This is a genomic window from Parvibium lacunae, from assembly GCF_003335215.1.
GTDB classification, from domain to species: Bacteria; Pseudomonadota; Gammaproteobacteria; order Burkholderiales; family Burkholderiaceae_D; genus Parvibium; species Parvibium lacunae.
In genome coordinates, this window is the sequence record NZ_QPGB01000002.1 from 158,249 (window position 1) to 178,165 (window position 19,917).

Here is a 19,917-nt window from a genome sequence, read left to right on the forward strand (position 1 = left end):
GTGGAACGAAAGAATTAGGTACTACATCGAACCGTCTGAAAATTGACGGGTTCAAATACGGTCGTCTGCCAGGCTTGATTTTCTGTGCTAGCAAAAGTAAGTGTTTGGTGAACACGCTGCACACTGTCTTGCAAACGCAGTTCGATTTCAGGATCCAGTGTTAAACCAGCTTCTTCAGACCACTGAACCTGTTGCTCAACCGCATAAACACTGGGCAGAACCTGGCGAGCTGCCAATGAACTTAATACAGGGCGCAGACCATAATCCAGCGCCAGCATGTGAGCAAGGGAACCGCCCGTCGCCAGAGGCAGCACCAACTTACCTGCAAGACCGGTCTGTGGCAACAGATCGAGGAAAGCTTTCAATACCCCACTGTATGCGGCTTTATAAACCGGCGTGGCAATCACAACGGCATCGGCGAGTGCCACTTTGTTCTGCGCGATTTTTATAGCCGGGTGTGAGAAATCTGCATGCAATAATGGCTGAGAAGGAAGATCTCTTACATTCAGTTGATCCAATTGATGCCCCAACTCGCTCAGCCTGTCACCCACATAAGAGAGCAGGCGGGCCGAACGTGAGGGAGATGTTGGACTACCAGCGATCAATAATATTGTCATGTTATTTCCTGAGCGGGCACAGGCCTAGCGTCGCTGGATCGTTACTTAGATTGGTAAATTTGGTCAAAAACACCACCGTCACCAAAGTGCAATTTTTGTACCTTACTCCAGCCACCGAAGACGTCATCAATATCGTAGAGCTTCACTTTGGGAAACTGCTTGGCATATTGCGCTGCAATCTTGGCATTGGTAGGACGATAGTAATTTTCGGCGGCAATTTTTTGCCCTTCTTCGGAATACAGGTATTGCAAATACGCTTCAGCAACTTTACGTGTACCTTTTTTATCGACCACTTTATCGACCACAGCGACAGGGGGTTCTGCCAGAATGCTCAAACTCGGCACAACGATATCAAACTTCTCTGGACCCAATTCTTTAATCGCTAGCAGTGCTTCGTTTTCCCATGAGATAAAAACATCGCCGATACCCCGCTCTGCAAAGGTAGTGAGTGAGCCGCGCGCACCAGAATCCAAAACCGGCACATTTTTGTATAGCTTGCTGATGTAATCACGCGCCGTAGCTTCACTGCCACCCGGCTGTTTAACGGCCCACAGCCAACCTGCTAGATAATTCCAGCGCGCACCACCTGATGTTTTAGGATTAGGGGTAATCACCTTGGTACCGGGTTTGATTAGATCGCCCCAATCTTTAATGCCTTTGGGGTTACCTTTACGAACCAGAAAGACAATGGTCGAGGTGTAAGGGGAGGCATTATTCGGCAGACGCTTTTGCCAGTCACCTTGGATCAAGCCTTTTTCAGCTATCACATCAATATCGGCACCCAAAGCTAGCGTGACAACATCGGCTTCCAAGCCATCAATCACGGAGCGCGCCTGTTTGCCAGAACCCCCGTGTGATTGTTTAACGCTAATATCCTCACCCGTTTTTGCTTTCCATTGTTTGGCAAACGCAGCGTTAAAATCTTGATAGAGCTCGCGGGTAGGGTCATAAGAGACGTTGAGCAAGCTGCTCGCAGCATAGGCACTAAATGTGCTCGCTAAGGCGGCAGTAACTAACCCCAACTTGATTTTTTGTGTCAATTTCATGGTCTTCTCCATAACAAAAATTAGCATGGATGAAGCTTAGCGATTGACGTTAATTGAGGGAACGAATACTTTGGCAGATCGTTAGTCGTTTTTTACATATCAAGACTGAGACGAGCCGGAACGGCGATATGTTCAATCGTATTTATAGGGCATTAAGGGGGATTTTCAGAAACCGCTGTCCCTGCTCATTCGCGGGAGGAAATTCACCTGCGCGGATATTGATTTGAATAGATGGCAGGATGAGGACTGGCATGGCCAAGCTTGCATCGCGAGCTTCACGCATCGCCACAAAGGTGGCTTCATTTACATCATGATGCACATGAATATTATGAGCCAGCTGTTCACCAATAGTGGTTTGCCATTTTGGCGTCGTGCGGTTAGCGTACTCGGGATAGTCATGACACATAAACAAGCGTGTTTCTTTGGGTAATTTAAATAGGCGCTGTAACGACTGATACAAGGTACGCGCATCACCACCCGGAAAATCACAGCGGGCCGTTCCCACATCAGGCATAAAAAGGGTATCACCAACAAATACCGCATCAGCTATACAGTAAGCCATGTCTGCTGGCGTATGCCCTGGCAAATGCAATGCACGAATTAAGAGTTGGCCCAACGGTAAGGTATCTTGATCTTGCAGTAAGCGGTCAAACTGGGAACCATCACAGACGAAGGTAGGCTCGAGATCAAAAATTCTTTTAAAGACTTGCTGTACGTCACGTATCGATTCGCCAATTGCGATCTGCCCTCCGAGTCGCTGCTTTAAATACGCAGCTGCAGACAGATGATCGGCATGCGCATGTGTCTCTAAAATCCACACCAATTGCAATCCAGCTTGCTGGATGTACGCCACGATTGCGTCGGCATGTTTGGTTGAAGTACGTCCTGAGTTTGGATCGTAATCAAGAACACTGTCGATGACTGCGGCGTGTTTGCTAGCAGGGTCATGCACCACATAACTGATGGTATAAGTTGCCTGATCATAAAAGGCTTTGACAACGGCTCCCTGATCCGCTGTGTACATCCCGTTATTACCAACTACGGGATAAGTTATAGGAGCATCCTTTAAAACGTCATTTTGAGCAGTCATTTACGCTTCTCCAATAATTTACTTGTAAATAATATATATTAATATATAATATATTCAAGTTAAATATTATTGAGCACGTTAAATGAATAGTCCGACAGACCTTAACCTCTCTGCGCTGCGCTTGGCCGCTATGGATGCCTGTGCGTTGCTCAAGACGCTTAGTAATCCTGACCGTCTGCTGCTGCTGTGCCAACTTACGGAGGGTGAGCGCTGTGTCAGTGAGCTTGAAACATTACTGGACATTCGGCAACCAACGCTATCGCAACAACTCACCGTATTACGGCAAGAGGGCTTAGTGGCAACACGCCGAGAGGGAAAGAAAATCTATTATCAAATCGCGCGAACCGAGGTGCTGGCGTTACTGCAAACCTTGCACGCACTTTTTTGTCCCGACGTCAGCAAAGCAAGCGAGTAGCCTTACTAGACTCAGCCCGGAAAGGAAACACAACGATGATCATCAATTGGCCGGCATTTACGCCCTTTACCGCGCTGCTCGGCGGCATATTGATTGGCGGTGCAGCCAGTGTGCTGGCATTAAGTCTGGGCCGTATTGCGGGAATCAGCGGCATTATTGGGATGCTTCTACCGAGCAGACATAACTCGCACCCCGGCAACCCAAACGCATGGCGTTGGGCATTCATTATGGGCTTAGTGCTGGCAGGCAGTCTCATCCCAACCATCGCGCCAATGGTCAGCCCACCGGTTCTCACTCTCAGCGCGTTCGGTCAACCGATCTGGGTTGTCATAACTGCGGGGTTACTCGTCGGTTTTGGCGCACGCCTAGGTGGTGGTTGTACCAGTGGCCACGGAGTTTGTGGGCTGGCACGCCTCTCACCCCGCTCCGGCGTTGCCGTCGGGGTCTTTATGACAGCGGCCTTTTTAACCCATTACTGTATTCAGTAGCATTGAGACATCAGCACATGAAAATTCAAAACCGAACATTCTCAACGACAATCTTTGGTGGCCTGTCCGGTTTCTTGTTTGGGATAGGTCTGCTTATCGCTGGCATGACCTCACCGCAAAAGGTATTAGGATTTTTAGATCTTTTTGGTCACTGGGATCCATCTCTGGCGTTGGTCATGCTCGGGGCGATTATGACGGCGGCGCCCACCTATCATTGGCTGCAAAAGAAAAGCCATACCCCGACAGGCGAGGACTTGCATTTACCTACCCAACGGCAAATTGACCACCGATTAATTGGGGGCAGCTTACTGTTTGGTATTGGCTGGGGATTACTCGGACTCTGCCCTGGTCCCGCATTGGTTGTACTCGGCAACCAGTTTTTGGAACCTACCCTGTGGCTCTTTATCGTTAGCATGCTGTTGGGTATGTGGATTTTTGAAATTTACTTCACACGTTAGGAGAATCATCATGCGTTGTCAGCAAAATGTAGGGGGTATTGATCGTCTTGCCCGTATCGTTCTGGGCCTGGCTCTATTAGGAAGTATGTTTGCAGGACTGATTGGCGTCTGGGGCTGGGTGGGTCTCATCCCCTTGGCAACCGGGCTATTAAAATTTTGCCCACTCTATGGCTGGCTGGGAATCAATAGCTGTCAGGGATGCGCAAAAAAGGAGTCGCAATAGCATGTCACTGCTTGCTCAGTTAGCAGAGTCTGCATGGCTTGAGTTCATCTCCCTCACCGTTAGTCTGACTGCGGTCATCGGCTATTGGTACTGGATTAATCATCGCACTGGCACGAATAAACGCGGACAGCTCAGCACACCAGCGCAGAATCGACTCATCCGACAATGGTGGGTGCAAACACTCGATAACCAAACTGGCGCAGAAATTCTTGCAGTACAAACACTTCGCAATGCGATTATGGTGAGCACTGCCCTAGCATCAGCCACCATGTTGATACTGCTGGGTGTTTTCACCTTGATCGCGCAACGACAGGAATTGGTAGCGATTTCAAATACGCTCTTAGGGGTCCCGCTGATTAGTCTCGATCCGCAAACGGTGGGCCTGAAGTTATTATTGCTCGCTGCATTACAAATCAGCGCGTTTTTTTGCTTCCTAACCGCTATTCGTTATTATGGCCACATCAGTTTTTTGGTTGCCATGCCAACTGCTTTACGCCACGCGATGCAAGCCTCACAAATCGCGACACCACCCAATGGAGCCATAAGCCATGAAACACAGCCAGACCCGCTACCCAACTATCTGCAACGTGCGGGTAGCGCTTACGCGATTGGCATTCGTATCATGATCTATAGCATTCCGCTATTCAGTTGGTTATTGGGCAATCTGGCTTTGCTGGTAGCAACCGCACTCACCGTCAGTATTATGTATTGGACGGATCGCGCCCCGCACTGATTTTTCCCGCTTAAGGACAGGAAACTCTCCGGCATGGAATAGTTAGCGGGCCAACCCCGCATAGAGCCAGAGAACCCCAATTTGGGTTTTCACATCAGTGAGTTTTCCTGCTTTCAACAGCGCCATGAGTTCTGGCAAGGTCGTGATAAAGGTTTCTAAAAACTCGCCTTGATCCAGTTTGGCTGGCCCGGCGGTGAGTCCTTGCGCCAAGTACACATGGATAGTCTCTGTCGAATAGGAAATCCCAGGATTAATCGCGGTGAGATACTGCCAGTGACTTGCCTGATAACCCGTTTCTTCGAGTAGCTCGCGCTGCGCACAAACAAGCGGGTCTTCGCCCGCATCCAGCTTGCCTGCTGGAAACTCAATGAACATTTGCTGCAATGGGTAGCGAAATTGCCGCTCGAGCAGCAGTCGCCCATCCGTAAACTGCGGAATCACCATCACCGCACCGGGATGCTCAATGTACTCGCGTACCGCTTGTGTGCCATCGGGCAGCAACGCTTGATCTGCCTGCACATGCAACAACACACCGTCGAAAACCGACTGTTTGCTGATACGCGTTTCGGCAAAACCATCTGTATCAAATAAGGCCGTTATATCCATGGGGGCTTTCGTGTCGCTCAAGAAGCTGACTGCCGACGCAAATAGCGCCAGACATAGCCAGGAAATGCCATCACCAAAAACATGCAAGCGGTGATCGCATAAAATTCCCATTTTTGCGGATAAATATTACCGTGCTGTTGCTCAAGCCAGCGCGTGAGCAGCCCGAGTAGCAAATAAAACACAACTAACTCAAGCATTCGCCAAGCCAATGATTTGGTACGGAGTTCCTCTTTATGCTGAAGCGACAGAGGCCAAATACCGAAATACCGTTCTGAAAAGAAAGGCAAATTCGCTAAAAAAATGGCGCTGAGAATAATCAGCGCCACACTGAGACTTGAATTCGCCATGGGGTTACGAAGCCAAAGTACGCACAATGACCCAACCACATAAGCTGAGTAAGCCGCTAGGTAATAAGCCAAAAATTAACACTGCCGCGCCATTCACGCCTAATATTAGTCGTGCATCAGCACTGGCTTGCAGCGGCTCAGTGTCGCTTGGCTCATCAAAGAACACTACTTTAACGACACGCAGGTAATAAAACGCACCCACCAGTGAAAAGAGAACAGCCAGAATGGCCAGCCAAATATGGCCTGCATTCATTGTCGCCTTCAAGACCACCAGCTTCGCATAGAAGCCAACCGTTGGGGGGACTCCTGCGAGTGAAAACATCAGTAGCAGTAAAACGATGGCATAACCGAAATGCCGCTTACCCAGCCCTTTGAGATCGTCAATCTGTTCAATTTCAATACCGGCTCTGGCCAACAATAACAAAATACCGAATGAGCCTAGGGTTGTCAGCACATAGATCACGATATAAAACAGGGCTGAACTGTAAGCCTCACTGGCAGAAAAGGTATTGCCGTTCACCACCCCAGAGAGTAAGCCTAAGAGCATGAAGCCCATGTGAGAGATGGTGGAATAAGCCAGCATCCGCTTGATATTCTTTTGCGCAATGGCGACAAGATTTCCCAAGCCAATCGACAAGACAGCCAGCACCATCAACATTTGTTGCCAGTCTTTGGCAAGTGGCAGCATCCCCTCAACCAGCAAGCGGAGTGTAATCGCAAACGCCGCGAATTTGGGTGCGGCACTTAGCAGTAGCGTAACGGCTGTTGGTGAGCCTTGATAGACGTCGGGAACCCACATATGGAAAGGCACCACGCCAAGCTTAAACGCCAAGCCAGCCACGATAAAGACCAACGCAAAAACAAGAATCATTTTGTTATCGGGAGCGATCGTGGTGACTGCCTTGTTGATGGTACCGATATCAAGGGAACCTGTAGCGCCATACAACATCGACATGCCATACAAAAGAAAACCAGACGCCAGCGCACCCAGAACGAAATACTTCATCGCAGCTTCAGTACAAGCGAGCGTGTCGCGACGAATCGCAACCAAAGCGTATAAAGAAAGGGATAACAACTCTAACCCGAGATAAATGGTTAGCAAGTTATTCGCCGAAATCATGACCATCTGCCCGAGTGTGGCGAGCAAAGCAAGTACGTAGTATTCGCCCTTAAACATGTCACGCTGCTGGGTATAGAGTCGCCCGTAACACAAGGTAACCATCACCGCGACCAGGGTCAGCACTTTCAGCAAGTTACTTAGTGCATCGGTTACAAACATATTATTAAATGCGTAAACGGTCTCACCGGCACGTAAGTAATCGTAGCTGATCAGCGCTGTTGCGCCCAGCGCCACCACGCTCAACCAATGCGTCAAATTGCGTTGATCATCTTTGAGGTACAAATCCAGAATCAAAATGAGCAAGGCGCTCAATAACAAGCAAATCTCTGGATAAAGCGGTAATAAATTCATTTCCATATTAATAAGCCTTGGGAACAGCCACATGTTTGAGTAATTCGACCACAGAGGCGTGCGTAACATCAGTCAGCGGTTTAGGGAAAAGGCCAAAGTAAAGAACCAAGCCAGCCATGATCGCCAACATCAAAAATTCACGGCCGTTGATATCTTTTAAAGCAGCAACGTTTGGGTTACTCACCGCCCCGAACACCACACGCTTATACATCCACAGCGAATAGGCTGCACCAAAAATCAAGGTTGTTGCGGCCAACAAACCTATCCAGAAGTTATATTCGACTGCGCCGAGAATCACCATGAATTCACCAACAAAACCACTGGTAGCCGGCAACCCACAATTTGCCATGGCAAACAAGAGGAAGAAGGCGGCAAACTTTGGCATGGTATTAACCACGCCACCATAATCTGCGATCTGACGAGAATGGACACGGTCATATAAAACACCAATACAAAGGAACATGGCGCCAGATACAAAACCGTGCGAGATCATTTGGATGATGGCCCCTTCCACACCCAATTCGTTAAACATGAAAAATCCAAGTGTGACGAAACCCATATGCGCAATAGAAGAATACGCCACCAACTTTTTCATGTCGGCCTGAACTAGCGCGACAACACCAATGTAAACCACCGCAATCAGAGACAACGTAATGATAAACGGCGCAAGGTTATGACTGGCATCAGGCAGAATTGGGAGCGAGAACCTGAGGAAACCATAAGCCCCTAACTTCAGCATAATCGCTGCCAGCACCACAGAGCCACCCGTCGGGGCTTCTACGTGTGCATCTGGCAACCAAGTATGGACTGGCCACATCGGAACTTTGACAGCAAAGGCCATAAAGAAAGCAAAAAATAGAACCACTTGGGCATCCAGTGACAACGGCAGTTTATGCCATGCCAAGATATCAAAACTCTGATTTGCCTTGAAATACAGATAGAGCAACGCGACCAATGTCAGCAGGGAACCGAGTAGCGTGTATAGGAAAAATTTAAACGCAGCATAGACTCGATTAGGCCCTCCCCATATCCCGATGATGATGTACATAGGAATGAGTGTCGCTTCAAAAAAGATGTAAAACAACAAACCATCAAGCGCGCAAAATACCCCGATCATCAGACCGGAGAGAATCAAGAAAGACGCCATATATTGAGCAACACGTTGCTCAATGACTTCCCAAGCAGCAATCACGACAATGACCGTAATCAACGCCGTTAAGATCACAAACCAGAATGAAATCCCATCAACACCCAGATGATAGTTAATGTTAAGACTGTCAATCCAAGGTGACTTTTCGACAAATTGCATCGATGCCTGGCTGCCGTCAAATAGGCTCAATAAGGGCAAGGTGACTAAGAAACTCAAGACACTACCAAGTAAAGAAACTGCACGGGTCACGGCAGGCGCGGTGTCACGACCGAAAATCAATATAAACAAACCAAAGGCAATTGGTAGCCATATGGCGAGGGAAAGATAAGGTAGTGTTGCTTGCATCAGGGTTACCCTTGTAAATTTTTATCTGGCAATATCGTGTGCTGAAGTCGTTTATTTCGCGAAAAGAACAAACCCGGTTAACAAAGCGAGTAAACCAACCAACATAGCAAAGGCATAGTGGTACAGATAGCCAGATTGAATATGGCGCACAACGCCAGCTAACCAACCGACTAACTTGGCACTACCGTTAACCATCACACCGTCAATAATTTGCTGGTCTCCCATTTTCCAGAGTCCGCGCCCTAAGCCACGAGCGCCCGCAGCAAAAACAACTTCATTCAACTTATCGAGGAAATATTTATTTTCTAAGACCGCATGCAACCAACCGAGCCTGGCTTTGAACCAAGCAGGAATAGCCGGCTTCACTAAATAGAAGTACCAAGCGGTAATGACTCCAGCAAGCGCCAGAATAAAAGGCAAGGTAGTAAACGCATGCAGCGCCATTGCCAATGGGCCATGCTCTACATGGTGTTCTACAAAGTGAGCTAACGCCGGGTGTTTAGCGACATCAACAAAAATAACGTCTTTGAAATAAGTACCCGCTAGCATCGGCTCCAAAGCCACATAACCAATCATCACTGACGGAATCGCCAATAAAACCAGCGGTAAGGTCACGACCCAAGGAGACTCATGCGGCTTTTCACCTGGGGCAAGACCGTGGTGGTGATCATCGTGCCCCTCTTCCTCATGATGATGTGCATGACCGAAGCGCTCTTTACCATGGAAGACCAAAAAGAACATGCGGAAAGAATAAAAGGCGGTCACAAAGACGCCAGCAAGCACCGCAAACTGGGCAAACTGGGCGGCTGGAAGGTGCGATTCCATCACGACGCCTATAATGGAGTCTTTCGAGTAAAAACCAGCAAAAAAAGGCGTGCCAATCAATGCCAAGGACCCCAAGAGAGAGGTTAACCAAGTAATTGGCATGTATTTCCAGACCCCGCCCATGTTACGAATATCTTGATCGTGATGCATACCCATAATCACCGACCCTGCACCCAAGAAGAGTAGCGCCTTGAAAAAAGCATGGGTCATCAAATGGAATATGGCAACGGAGTAGGCGGATGCGCCCAATGCGACTGTCATGTAACCGAGCTGTGACAGGGTGGAATAAGCAACCACACGCTTGATGTCATTTTGGATGATCCCCAGAAAGCCCATAAATAGCGCGGTGATCGCACCGATGAGCATAATGAAATTCAATGCAGTATCGGAAAGCTCGAAAAGTGGCGACATGCGCGCAACCATAAAAATACCGGCAGTCACCATGGTTGCAGCGTGAATCAAAGCAGAAATAGGCGTTGGGCCCTCCATCGAATCAGGCAGCCAGACATGCAGCGGGAATTGCGCTGATTTGCCCATTGCACCGATGAAAAGGCAGATACAAGCAACCGTCAGCAATCCCCAATCGGTTCCGGGAAAGGCTTGTGCCACCAGCTGCTCGCGCTGCGCAAAGACTTCAACGTAATCTAGGCTGCCAGCATACGCGAGGAGTAAACCGATCCCTAATATAAAGCCGAAATCGCCGACTCGATTCACCAAAAACGCCTTCAAGTTGGCATAAATGGCGGATGGCTTGGTATACCAGAACCCAATCAACAGGTAGGACACTAAGCCAACTGCCTCCCAACCAAAAAACAGTTGAAGGAAATTATTGCTCATCACGAGCATCAGCATGGCAAAGGTAAACAGCGAGATATAGGCAAAAAAGCGTTGGTAACCGGGGTCTTCTTTCATGTACCCAATCGTGTATAGGTGAACCATCAACGAGACAGAGGTTACGACACACATCATGGTCGCAGTCAGGGAGTCGATGAGAAACCCGACTTCAAACTTGAGATCACCCAAACGCATCCACTCGTAAACAGTGCCATTAAAGGTATTCCCCGCACGGACATCCATGAATACGCAAATTGAGCCTAAGAAGGCAATCAGCACACCCAATATGGTGACCGTATGCGCGCCGATTCGGCCAATCTGCTTACCCAAAAGCCCTGCCAATATCGCGCCAACTAAGGGTGCCAGTGGGACGAGTAAATATACCTGTTGCATTGTCATAAACTGCCTCATTAGCCTTTCAGTTGGCCTAATTCATCGACGTTAATCGTATTCAAGTTGCGGAACAATACGACCAAGATAGCCAGCCCGATTGCCGACTCTGCAGCGGCTACCGTCAGGATAAAAAAGACAAATATTTGCCCTGCATAATCTCCCAGGTAACTGGAAAACGCGATGAAATTCATGTTGACTGCTAACAGCATCAACTCAATCGCCATCAGCAACACGATGATATTTTTCCGGTTTAGAAAAATACCAACGACACTAATGGCAAACAGAATCGCGCCGAGTACAAGATAATGGGTCAGTGGCACCATATTGAATACGCTCTCATTTAGGGTTGGCCGTAGGGTTGGCGCTATTAGCATTGGGGGTTGCGTCTATCGCAGCAGGGATGTCCTTGACGGCAGGCATGCTAACCAATCGAACACGGTCTGCCGCTTTTACCTTGACTTGCAACCCTGGAATCTGTCGCTTCGCGTCTTTACGGCCACGCAAGGTAAGGGCCACAGCGGCGACCAAAGCGACGACCAAAATAACCGCAGCAATTTCAAAGGCCAATACATGCTGGACAAAAATTTGTTCAGCAAAGCCTTTGATACTGGAGACATCCTTGACGGTGTTGGCAGCCGGTAAACGGTCAGCACGGAAAGTGTGGAAAATGACCATTGCCATCTCCAACACAATCGTTACGCCAACAATCGCCGCCACCGGAAGATGGGTCCAGAATCCTTGACGCAATTTATCGATATTGATATCGAGCATCATCACCACAAACAGGAACAGCACCATTACAGCGCCAACATAAACGAGTATGAGCGCGATTGCCAAGAACTCAGCCCGCAACAACATCCATAAGGCGGCTGCTGAGGCGAAGGAAAGCACCAGAAACAAGGCTGCATGCACAGGATTGCGTGCGGTGATCACACGCAGACCCGCCAGTATCAAAATACCAGCGAACACATAAAATAAGACAGCAGTGAAATTGATCATGAATTACGATTCCTTAATACACAAGCGCTTCAGCAGATTGAAGTGCTGAGCGAGATGATCAGCGATAAGGCGCATCTGCCTCACGCCGCGCCGCGATTTCTGCTTCGTAACGGTCTCCCACTGCGAGCAACATCTCTTTGGTGAAATACAGATCGCCACGCTTTTCGCCGTGGTATTCCAAAATGTGGGTTTCGACAATCGAATCCACCGGGCAAGATTCCTCGCAAAAACCGCAAAAAATGCATTTGGTGAGATCAATGTCGTAACGAGTAGTGCGGCGGCTGCCATCGTCCCGTTGCTCAGACTCAATCGTGATGGCCATTGCAGGGCAAACTGCCTCACACAGCTTACAGGCGATACAGCGTTCTTCGCCATTGGGGTAGCGTCGCAACGCATGCAAGCCGCGAAAACGCGGAGATTGCGGCGTTTTTTCTTCAGGAAACTGAATGGTTACCTTACGCGCAAACAGGTACCGCCCCGTCAGCGCTAGGCCTTTTAACAGTTCGCGCAGCATTAAGCTGCTAAAAAAATCTTTAATGGCTTCCATGTTTGGCTATTCCAACATTATTTCCAGATATTCCAGGGTGTTTGCATCCAAATTGCAACCACAACTAACCAAACCAAGGTCAGGGGGATAAATACTTTCCACCCTAGTCGCATAATCTGGTCATAGCGATAGCGTGGGAAGGTGGCACGAATCCAGATAAAGAAAAACAAACCAAAGAAAATTTTGGCAATTAACCAGACGAAACCCGGGATGAATTCCAAAAAGGCAAACGGTGCCGACCAACCGCCCAAGAAGAAGATCGCCGTTAGCGCAGAAATCAAAATCATGTTGGCGTATTCGGCTAAGAAGAAAATGGCAAAGGACATACCGGAATACTCAACCATATGGCCAGCCACAATTTCGGACTCGCCTTCAACCACATCAAAGGGATGGCGGTTTGTTTCAGCGACACCAGAAACCAGGTAAATCACAAAAATCGGGAACAGTGGAATCAAATTCCAGGACAAAAAGTTGAGTCCTTGTTCAGCGCCCCAACCTTTTTGCTGGGCGATGACGATATCCCCTAAATTTAAGCTGCCTGAGACCAGCAACACAATTAGCAAGGCAAAGCCCATGGCAATCTCATAAGAGACCATTTGTGCCGATGCGCGCAGGGCGCCGAGGAAAGCGTATTTAGAGTTGGAGGCCCAACCTGCAATAATCACCCCATAGACTTCCAGTGATGTAATTGCCATAATAAATAACAGACCCGCATTTACATTCGCCAGCACCAGTTCTGGGCCAAATGGAACAACCGCCCATGCGGCGAGGGCAGGCATAATCACCATCACAGGTGCCAATATATAGAGTCCCTTATTCGCACCGGAAGGAACAATAATTTCCTTCAGAATCAGTTTAATCGCGTCTGCAATCGGCTGGAGCAAACCTATCGGGCCAACACGCTGAGGTCCAATCCGAACTTGGATGTAACTGATGACTTTACGCTCCATGTAGGTGGTGTAGGCCACAGCCAACATTAGTGGGGCGACAATCGCCACGATTTTCACTAAAGACCACACCACTGCCCAAACAGCAGGCCAATAGGCGCCGAACAGAACTGTGCCTTGGCTTTGTACGGTAGTCATGAGGGTTGTGAACAGTTCATTCATTTACACACGCTCCACCGAAATTTGACCAAACTGGGCGCCAAGAACAGACGTTGTCAGATGCGCGGCCGGAATGCGAACCACCCCATCGGCCAGAGCGGCGTCAATCACCAGCGGCAGGGAAACTTTCTGGCCCTCTTGAACAACAGTGATCTGCGTAGCGCCTGCCACACTCTGTTTCTCAGCAGTTGCGGCATTCATACGGACGACGGGTGCGGCAGCATCTGTGGTTACTTGCAAGCTAGGCGCACGCCGCACCAAGGCATCAGCAAAGTACACGGGCACATCTGCTAAGCGCTCTAGACTTGAGGTAGCAGCGGATAGGGTGACCTGCTCAATCGCAATGGCAGGCTGGTTACTCAGACGTGCTACAACATCCCCAATGGCCGTCAAGGCTTCTTCACGCACCGCTTCAGCGGATTCGTACTCAAAACCGTTCGCACCGAGAATATTGCCCAGTACGCGCAAGACTTTCCAGCCTGGACGCGCCTCACCGGCAGGGCGAACAACCCCGTGGAAACTCTGCACCGTCCCTTCAGCATTCACGAAGCAACCGGCGGTTTCAGTAAACGGCGTGATCGGCAGTAACACATCCGCGTATTCACTGGCAACCGACTGGAAGCTGGTGAAGGCAATCACGGTTTGCGCTTGGCTGAGCGCCGCACGCGCTTGCGCCGGGTTAGCAGTATCTAATTGGGCTTCAACATCAAACAAGACATACGCTTTTTTATTAGCAGCCAGAATTTGTTGTGCGGTATTCGCCGCAGCCGGGCCAGAAGCAGTGGCCGCCACCAAACTCGCGCCCACACTATTTGCTGCTTCGACGGTATAGCCAAAACGTGCGCCCGTTTGCTGCGCAATCCAATGTGCGACGGCAGCCAATTGCGCGGCTTGCGGATGCTGTGCAGCGGCATTACCAAGCAGGACAACGGCACGCTCGCCAGAGACTAAACTTGCCGCGATTTGTTGGGCTGCTGCGGAGGCTTGTACTTGTGCAAAGACCGCAGGTGCAGCTACGCCTTTCGCTTGGGCCACGGCCACGGCAATTTCCGCCAAGGTGGATAACCAAGCACTGGGGGCCACAATCGCTTGGTTCGCGACGGGCATGAGCAAATCATCATTGCTTGCGTGCAGCACATTGACCTTCGCCCCACGCTTGGTGGCTTGACGAATTTTGGCGGACAGCAGCGGATGATCTTTGCGCAGGAATGAACCCACTACCAGGTAACGATCAGCCTGCGCGACATCTGCAATGCTGGCACCGAGCCAAGGCACACTCGCCAAAGGCTGGGCGTCAGCTTGGCGGAGACGTGCATCGACGTCTTTTACCCCTAAGCTGGCCAGCAGCTTATGCGCCAAGAAAATTTCTTCGAGCGTGCTATGGGGGGATACCAACGCGCCCACCGCATCTGCGCCATATTGATTGACCACATCGCGCAAAGCATTCGCCACGTATTCCAACGCAACTTGCCATTCCACGGTACGCCACTCACCGCCCTGTTTAATCATGGGTTTGAGCAGACGGTCTTCGCTATTGACGGCTTCGTAAGAGAAACGATCTTTATCAGACAACCAGCATTCGTTAATCGCCTCGTTTTCCAGTGGCAACACGCGCAAGACTTTGTTGTTCTTCACTTGCACGATCAAATTAGAACCCAAGCTGTCATGGGGCGCAACGGACTTACGACGGGACAATTCCCAAGTACGCGCACTGTAGCGGAAAGGCTTGGAGGTGAGCGCGCCGACAGGGCACAAATCAATCATATTGCCGGACAACTCGGAATCGACCGAACGGCCGACGAAAGACATAATTTCAGAATGCTCGCCACGGCCTTGCATGCCGAGCTCCATCACACCCGCAATTTCCTGACCAAAGCGCACACAGCGGGTACATTGGATGCAACGGCTCATTTCTTGCGCAGAAATCAGCGGCCCCATTGGTTTGGGCTCGACCACCCGTTTTTCTTCCGCGTAACGTGAGCTTGAGCCACCATAACCAACGGCCAAATCCTGCAACTGACACTCGCCACCCTGATCGCAGATCGGGCAGTCGAGCGGATGGTTAATCAGCAAGAATTCCATCACGCCTTTTTGGGCTTGCACGGCTTTGGCGGATGCGGTGCGGACCACCATACCTTGTGTAACCGGTGTCGCGCAGGCGGGCAACGGTTTTGGCGCTTTTTCTACTTCCACCAAGCACATGCGGCAATTGGCCGCAATCGACAATTTTTTGTGATAGCAGAAATGCGGTACATACGTGCCCAGCTTTTCAGTGGCATGCATCAACATGCTACCTTCGGGCACTTCGATTTTCTGGCCGTCGATTTCGAGTTCAACCATTGCGTTACCTTAACTATTTAACCATTACGCACAAGTGCCATCACACATAAGCGGGCACGAGACAGCGCTTGTGCTCAATGTGATAAGCAAATTCATCACGATAGTGTTTCAAGAAAGCGCGCACGGGCATGGCCGCAGCATCGCCCAAGGCGCAAATAGTGCGGCCTTGAATATTGTCAGCAACGCTGTTCAACATATCCAGATCTTCTGGACGGCCTTCGCCGTGTTCAATGCGCTTAACCATGCGATACAACCAGCCTGTGCCTTCACGGCATGGCGTACATTGGCCACAACTTTCCTCGTAGTAGAAGTAGGACAAGCGCAATAAAGATTTCACCATACAGCGCGTTTCGTCCATCACGATCACCGCCCCCGAGCCCAGCATAGAACCCGCCTTGGCAATCGAGTCGTAATCCATATCGGTGGCCATCATCACATCACCGGGCAATACCGGCATAGATGAGCCACCGGGAATCACCGCTTTGATCTTTTTGCCATCACGCATGCCGCCAGCCAATTCGAGCAACTTAGCGAAAGGCGTACCCATCGGCACTTCGTAATTACCGGGCCTAGCCACATCGCCAGAAACGGAGAAAATTTTCGAGCCACCATTGTTAGGCTTGCCCATTTCCAAATAAGCCTGCCCACCCATCCGCATAATGAAAGGCACGGCTGCAAACGTTTCGGTATTATTAATGGTCGTCGGTTTGCCATACAAACCATAACTTGCGGGGAAAGGTGGTTTGAAGCGCGGCTGGCCTTTTTTGCCTTCAATCGACTCCAGCAAGGCTGTTTCTTCACCACAAATATAGGCACCATAACCATGGTGGGCATGCAATTGGAAACTAAACTGGCTGCCGAGGATGTTATTGCCCAGCAGACCTGCAGCACGGGCTTCTTCCAAGGCTTCTTCAAAACGCAAATAGGTATCGAAGATTTCGCCGTGGATGTAGTTGTAGCCAACAGTAATGCCCATTGCATAGGCGGCAATCGCCATGCCTTCGATTAAGGCATGCGGGTTGTAACGCAGAATATCGCGGTCTTTAAAGGTACCAGGCTCGCCCTCATCCGAGTTACAAACCAAGTATTTTTGCCCAGGGAATTGCCGGGGCATAAAACTCCACTTGAGGCCGGTCGGGAAACCTGCACCGCCGCGTCCACGCAGGGCCGAGGTTTTAATTTCGGCAATGACCTGCTCTTGCGAGATATTTTCACTGAGAATTTTTTTCAGGGCTTCATAGCCACCGCGCTTAACGTAATCGGCTAAATGCCAATTTTGGCCATCTAGGCCAGCCAAAATCACGGGTTGAATGTGGCGATCGTGTAAACAGGTCATTTCGCTGCTCCTTGCAACTCATTCAGCAAGGCATCAATTTTTTCGTTGCTCATAAAACTGCACATGCGATGGTTATTGACCAGCATCACTGGGGCATCGCCACAGGAACCCATACACTCGCCTTCTTTCAAGGTAATCGCGCCATCGGCAGTGGTTTCATTGAAGTGAATGCCCAACTTTTCTTGCAGATAGTGCGCTGCCTTGTTGCCACCCGACAATACGCAAGGCAGATTAGTACAGACCGTCACTTTAAATTTACCCACTGGCTGATTGTTGTACATGGTGTAAAACGTCGCAACCTCATGCACCGCAATCGGCGGCATACCCAAATAGTTCGCGACATCTTCAACGACCTCAGGTGACAACCAACCTTTTTCAACTTGCGCGATACGCAGCGCAGACATCACCGCAGACTGTTTTTGCTCTGCGGGATATTTCGCTAACTCGCGATCAATTTGTTTATATGCTTCTGCGGAGAGCAGCATGTTTGGGCACCTCTATAAATTCATTTTTCGAGCAAGATGTTAAAAACTCGGCGTTGTCGCACTTATTTTCAACACCCCGCTCGTCGTTCACTGTATAACCGCATACTATTTCACTTCTCGTTCCGCGGCTCCTAGCACTTCATCTCGAAATTCTAAATTTCTAGAAGTGCCCTTTATGACTCAATTAGCGATCAATTTCGCCGAATACAATATCTTGTGTACCAATAATCGTCACCACGTCAGCTAGCATATGGCCGCGAGACATTTCATCTAAGGCCGCCAAATGCGGGAACCCAGGCGCACGGATTTTCAACCGATACGGTTTGTTGGCGCCATCAGAAACCAGGTAAATACCAAACTCGCCCTTGGGATGCTCTACTGCGGCGTAAGCCTCACCTTCAGGCACATGCATACCTTCGGTAAACAGCTTGAAGTGGTGAATCAGCTCTTCCATGTTGGATTTCATACCTACACGCGAAGGCGGTGCCACTTTATGGTTTTGCGTCATGACTGGGCCAGGGTTCTTGCGCAGCCAGTCAATACACTGTTTGATGATGCGATTGGACTGACGCATTTCTTCCACGCGGACCAAATAGCGGTCATAGCAATCGCCGTTTTTACCCACGGGGATATCAAAGTCCATCTGATCGTAAACCTCGTACGGCTGCTGTTTACGCAAATCCCAAGCAATCCCAGAGCCGCGTAACATCGCGCCGGTAAAACCCAAGGCTTTGGCTCGCTCCGGCGTCACGATACCCACATCCACCAAGCGCTGTTTCCAGATACGGTTATCCGTTAACAGGGTTTCATATTCATCAACATAAGTTGGGAAGCGATTGGTGAAGTCTTCGATAAAGTCGAGCAAGGAACCTTCACGATTCGCATTCATCGCTTTCACAGCGCGCGCGTTCCGGACTTTTGAAGCCTGATATTGCGGCATGCTATCGGGCAAATCACGATAGACGCCGCCCGGGCGATAGTAAGCCGCATGCATACGCGCACCGGAAACGGCTTCATAACAGTCAAATAGGTCTTCACGCTCGCGAAAACAATACAGGAAGGTCGTCATGCCGCCCACATCCAGCGAGTGGCAGCCCAACCAGAGCAAGTGATTCAGCAAACGGGTAATTTCATCAAACATCACCCGGATATACTGGGCACGAATCGGTACCTCGATACCGAGCATCTTCTCAATCGCCATGACATAGGCATGCTCATTACACATCATCGACACATAGTCGAGACGATCCATGTAGGGCAAGGATTGAATAAAGGTCTTGCTTTCAGCGAGTTTTTCTGTCGCGCGATGGAGCAAGCCAATATGGGGGTCGGCACGCTGCACGACCTCACCATCCAACTCCAACACAAGGCGGAGTACGCCGTGTGCGGCTGGGTGCTGGGGACCAAAATTGAGTGTGTAATTCTTGATCTCAGCCATTACTTGTTACCCCCATAAGTTTCTTCACGAATAATGCGCGGGGTAATTTCGCGGGGATCAATTGTCACAGGCTGATACACCACCCGCTTTTGTTCGGCGTCGTAGCGCATTTCAACATAACCAGAAACAGGGAAATCTTTACGGAATGGATGCCCGACAAAACCGTAGTCAGTCAAAATGCGGCGCAAATCATTGTGGCCATCGTAAACAATGCCATACAAATCGAAGGCCTCACGCTCAAACCAATTGGCAGCAGGCCAGATAGGACTCACCGAATCCAACAGAGGAAATTCATCATCTTGCGCAAATACACGGACACGTAGACGCCAGTTATGCACCACAGACAAGAGATGCAAGACCGTCGCATAGCGCTGGCCATCCCACGCACCCTCAGCATACGACTGATAATCCATGCCGCATAAATCAATTAAGGTATCGAAACCCAAGGTAGGCTCATCACGCAATTGCTGGCAAACACTCAAGTAATCACTCGCCTTGACCACCAACGTTAATTCACCCAAAGCAAAGGACAGGGATTGCACCTTATCCACTAACACCTCGCGCAGCGCTTGCTCGAGATTCTGAAGTTTGACTGTCATCACGGCCATCATCACCCTTTCACGTT

22 protein-coding genes are annotated in these 19,917 nt (G+C 49.7%); 5 read left to right on the forward strand and 17 right to left on the reverse strand.

The genetic code is table 11. From position 1 onward, the window contains the following. Window positions 1–14: 14 nt before the first annotated feature. The 3 genes from ssuE to DU000_RS04815 all read right to left on the reverse strand — a co-directional run bounded on the left by ssuE (window position 15) and on the right by DU000_RS04815 (window position 2,687). Entirely contained in the window at window positions 15–617 is a 603-nt protein-coding gene (gene ssuE, locus DU000_RS04805) for an NADPH-dependent FMN reductase (RefSeq protein ID WP_114402242.1), read from the reverse strand. 41 nt (window positions 618–658) lie between these two features. Next, window positions 659–1,663 carry a sulfate ABC transporter substrate-binding protein gene (locus DU000_RS04810; protein WP_114402243.1) on the reverse strand — a complete coding sequence of 335 codons (1,005 nt, stop codon included), beginning with the start codon at window positions 1,661–1,663 and terminating at the stop codon, window positions 659–661. 142 nt (window positions 1,664–1,805) lie between these two features. Then, the gene (locus tag DU000_RS04815; protein WP_114402244.1) at window positions 1,806–2,687 is read right to left on the reverse strand and encodes an MBL fold metallo-hydrolase; all 882 of its coding nucleotides are present in this window, start codon (window positions 2,685–2,687) and stop codon (window positions 1,806–1,808) included. Window positions 2,688–2,835: 148 nt separating this feature from the next. On the opposite strand from DU000_RS04815, the gene DU000_RS04820 reads away from it, so the two are divergent. Genes DU000_RS04820 through DU000_RS04840 form a run of 5 tightly spaced genes read left to right on the forward strand, consistent with a single transcriptional unit; the run spans window position 2,836 to window position 5,070 of the window. Then, a complete protein-coding gene (locus DU000_RS04820; protein ID WP_114402245.1) occupies window positions 2,836–3,168 on the forward strand; it encodes an ArsR/SmtB family transcription factor in 333 nt (110 codons plus the stop codon). Beyond that, window positions 3,138–3,656 carry a YeeE/YedE family protein gene (locus DU000_RS04825; RefSeq protein ID WP_338049454.1) on the forward strand — a complete coding sequence of 173 codons (519 nt, stop codon included), beginning with the start codon at window positions 3,138–3,140 and terminating at the stop codon, window positions 3,654–3,656. Before DU000_RS04820 ends, DU000_RS04825 begins: the two co-directional genes overlap by 31 nt. A 17-nt stretch (window positions 3,657–3,673) precedes the next feature. Next, window positions 3,674–4,114 carry a YeeE/YedE family protein gene (locus DU000_RS04830; protein WP_114402247.1) on the forward strand — a complete coding sequence of 147 codons (441 nt, stop codon included), beginning with the start codon at window positions 3,674–3,676 and terminating at the stop codon, window positions 4,112–4,114. Window positions 4,115–4,124: 10 nt separating this feature from the next. Continuing rightward, on the forward strand, window positions 4,125–4,337 hold the full coding sequence (locus tag DU000_RS04835) for a YgaP family membrane protein (RefSeq protein WP_114402248.1): 213 nt from the start codon (window positions 4,125–4,127) through the stop codon (window positions 4,335–4,337). Between the two features lies 1 nt (window position 4,338). Next, window positions 4,339–5,070: a DUF599 domain-containing protein gene (locus DU000_RS04840; protein ID WP_158529636.1), complete on the forward strand. Its 732-nt coding sequence runs from the start codon at window positions 4,339–4,341 to the stop codon at window positions 5,068–5,070. A gap of 42 nt (window positions 5,071–5,112) precedes the next feature. On the opposite strand, the gene DU000_RS04845 is transcribed toward DU000_RS04840, so the two are convergent. The 14 genes from DU000_RS04845 to DU000_RS04910 form a co-directional block, all read right to left on the reverse strand. Further along, on the reverse strand, window positions 5,113–5,676 hold the full coding sequence (locus tag DU000_RS04845; protein WP_114402250.1) for an NUDIX domain-containing protein: 564 nt from the start codon (window positions 5,674–5,676) through the stop codon (window positions 5,113–5,115). 17 nt (window positions 5,677–5,693) lie between these two features. Continuing rightward, the gene (locus DU000_RS04850; RefSeq protein WP_240001807.1) at window positions 5,694–6,023 is read right to left on the reverse strand and encodes a DUF2818 family protein; all 330 of its coding nucleotides are present in this window, start codon (window positions 6,021–6,023) and stop codon (window positions 5,694–5,696) included. A gap of 4 nt (window positions 6,024–6,027) precedes the next feature. After that, window positions 6,028–7,494, reverse strand: coding sequence for an NADH-quinone oxidoreductase subunit NuoN (nuoN, locus tag DU000_RS04855; RefSeq protein WP_114402762.1), 1,467 nt, complete (start codon window positions 7,492–7,494; stop codon window positions 6,028–6,030). A gap of 7 nt (window positions 7,495–7,501) precedes the next feature. Beyond that, entirely contained in the window at window positions 7,502–8,989 is a 1,488-nt protein-coding gene (locus tag DU000_RS04860) for an NADH-quinone oxidoreductase subunit M (protein ID WP_114402251.1), read from the reverse strand. A 51-nt stretch (window positions 8,990–9,040) separates the two neighbouring features. Next, window positions 9,041–11,041 (reverse strand): NADH-quinone oxidoreductase subunit L, encoded by a 2,001-nt coding sequence (gene nuoL / locus DU000_RS04865; protein ID WP_205074034.1) that lies wholly within the window; start codon window positions 11,039–11,041, stop codon window positions 9,041–9,043. Window positions 11,042–11,058: 17 nt separating this feature from the next. After that, entirely contained in the window at window positions 11,059–11,364 is a 306-nt protein-coding gene (gene nuoK / locus DU000_RS04870) for an NADH-quinone oxidoreductase subunit NuoK (protein ID WP_114402252.1), read from the reverse strand. Window positions 11,365–11,377: 13 nt separating this feature from the next. Continuing rightward, window positions 11,378–12,037: an NADH-quinone oxidoreductase subunit J gene (locus tag DU000_RS04875; protein ID WP_114402764.1), complete on the reverse strand. Its 660-nt coding sequence runs from the start codon at window positions 12,035–12,037 to the stop codon at window positions 11,378–11,380. A gap of 61 nt (window positions 12,038–12,098) precedes the next feature. After that, window positions 12,099–12,587: an NADH-quinone oxidoreductase subunit NuoI gene (nuoI, locus tag DU000_RS04880; protein ID WP_114402253.1), complete on the reverse strand. Its 489-nt coding sequence runs from the start codon at window positions 12,585–12,587 to the stop codon at window positions 12,099–12,101. Window positions 12,588–12,604: 17 nt separating this feature from the next. Beyond that, a complete protein-coding gene (gene nuoH, locus DU000_RS04885; protein WP_114402765.1) occupies window positions 12,605–13,672 on the reverse strand; it encodes an NADH-quinone oxidoreductase subunit NuoH in 1,068 nt (355 codons plus the stop codon). Between the two features lie 24 nt (window positions 13,673–13,696). Beyond that, window positions 13,697–16,033: an NADH-quinone oxidoreductase subunit NuoG gene (gene nuoG, locus DU000_RS04890; protein WP_114402254.1), complete on the reverse strand. Its 2,337-nt coding sequence runs from the start codon at window positions 16,031–16,033 to the stop codon at window positions 13,697–13,699. Between the two features lie 40 nt (window positions 16,034–16,073). Next, a complete protein-coding gene (nuoF, locus tag DU000_RS04895) occupies window positions 16,074–17,369 on the reverse strand; it encodes an NADH-quinone oxidoreductase subunit NuoF (RefSeq protein WP_114402255.1) in 1,296 nt (431 codons plus the stop codon). Continuing rightward, window positions 17,366–17,854, reverse strand: coding sequence for an NADH-quinone oxidoreductase subunit NuoE (nuoE, locus tag DU000_RS04900; RefSeq protein ID WP_205074017.1), 489 nt, complete (start codon window positions 17,852–17,854; stop codon window positions 17,366–17,368). The genes nuoF and nuoE overlap by 4 nt, the downstream gene beginning before the upstream one ends. A 184-nt stretch (window positions 17,855–18,038) precedes the next feature. Next, on the reverse strand, window positions 18,039–19,292 hold the full coding sequence (locus DU000_RS04905; protein WP_114402256.1) for an NADH-quinone oxidoreductase subunit D: 1,254 nt from the start codon (window positions 19,290–19,292) through the stop codon (window positions 18,039–18,041). Then, window positions 19,292–19,891, reverse strand: a complete 600-nt coding sequence (locus DU000_RS04910; protein WP_114402767.1) for an NADH-quinone oxidoreductase subunit C — start codon at window positions 19,889–19,891, stop codon at window positions 19,292–19,294. The genes DU000_RS04905 and DU000_RS04910 overlap by 1 nt, the downstream gene beginning before the upstream one ends. Window positions 19,892–19,917 lie beyond the last annotated feature (26 nt).

Bases quoted from the DNA above. Each gene is read 5' to 3' on its own strand.
- ssuE (WP_114402242.1), bottom strand. From the start codon at position 617: ATGACAATATTATTGATCGCTGGTAGTCCAACATCTCCCTCACGTTCG.
- DU000_RS04810 (WP_114402243.1), bottom strand. From the start codon at position 1,663: ATGAAATTGACACAAAAAATCAAGTTGGGGTTAGTTACTGCCGCCTTA.
- DU000_RS04815 (WP_114402244.1), bottom strand. From the start codon at position 2,687: ATGTACACAGCGGATCAGGGAGCCGTTGTCAAAGCCTTTTATGATCAG.
- DU000_RS04820 (WP_114402245.1), top strand. From the start codon at position 2,836: ATGAATAGTCCGACAGACCTTAACCTCTCTGCGCTGCGCTTGGCCGCT.
- DU000_RS04830 (WP_114402247.1), top strand. From the start codon at position 3,674: ATGAAAATTCAAAACCGAACATTCTCAACGACAATCTTTGGTGGCCTG.
- DU000_RS04835 (WP_114402248.1), top strand. From the start codon at position 4,125: ATGCGTTGTCAGCAAAATGTAGGGGGTATTGATCGTCTTGCCCGTATC.
- DU000_RS04840 (WP_158529636.1), top strand. From the start codon at position 4,339: ATGTCACTGCTTGCTCAGTTAGCAGAGTCTGCATGGCTTGAGTTCATC.
- DU000_RS04845 (WP_114402250.1), bottom strand. From the start codon at position 5,676: ATGGATATAACGGCCTTATTTGATACAGATGGTTTTGCCGAAACGCGT.
- DU000_RS04850 (WP_240001807.1), bottom strand. From the start codon at position 6,023: ATGGCGAATTCAAGTCTCAGTGTGGCGCTGATTATTCTCAGCGCCATT.
- nuoN (WP_114402762.1), bottom strand. From the start codon at position 7,494: ATGAATTTATTACCGCTTTATCCAGAGATTTGCTTGTTATTGAGCGCC.
- DU000_RS04860 (WP_114402251.1), bottom strand. From the start codon at position 8,989: ATGCAAGCAACACTACCTTATCTTTCCCTCGCCATATGGCTACCAATT.
- nuoL (WP_205074034.1), bottom strand. From the start codon at position 11,041: ATGCAACAGGTATATTTACTCGTCCCACTGGCACCCTTAGTTGGCGCG.
- nuoK (WP_114402252.1), bottom strand. From the start codon at position 11,364: ATGGTGCCACTGACCCATTATCTTGTACTCGGCGCGATTCTGTTTGCC.
- nuoI (WP_114402253.1), bottom strand. From the start codon at position 12,587: ATGGAAGCCATTAAAGATTTTTTTAGCAGCTTAATGCTGCGCGAACTG.
- nuoH (WP_114402765.1), bottom strand. From the start codon at position 13,672: ATGACTACCGTACAAAGCCAAGGCACAGTTCTGTTCGGCGCCTATTGG.
- nuoG (WP_114402254.1), bottom strand. From the start codon at position 16,033: ATGGTTGAACTCGAAATCGACGGCCAGAAAATCGAAGTGCCCGAAGGT.
- nuoF (WP_114402255.1), bottom strand. From the start codon at position 17,369: ATGACCTGTTTACACGATCGCCACATTCAACCCGTGATTTTGGCTGGC.
- nuoE (WP_205074017.1), bottom strand. From the start codon at position 17,854: ATGCTGCTCTCCGCAGAAGCATATAAACAAATTGATCGCGAGTTAGCG.
- DU000_RS04905 (WP_114402256.1), bottom strand. From the start codon at position 19,292: ATGGCTGAGATCAAGAATTACACACTCAATTTTGGTCCCCAGCACCCA.
- DU000_RS04910 (WP_114402767.1), bottom strand. From the start codon at position 19,891: ATGACAGTCAAACTTCAGAATCTCGAGCAAGCGCTGCGCGAGGTGTTA.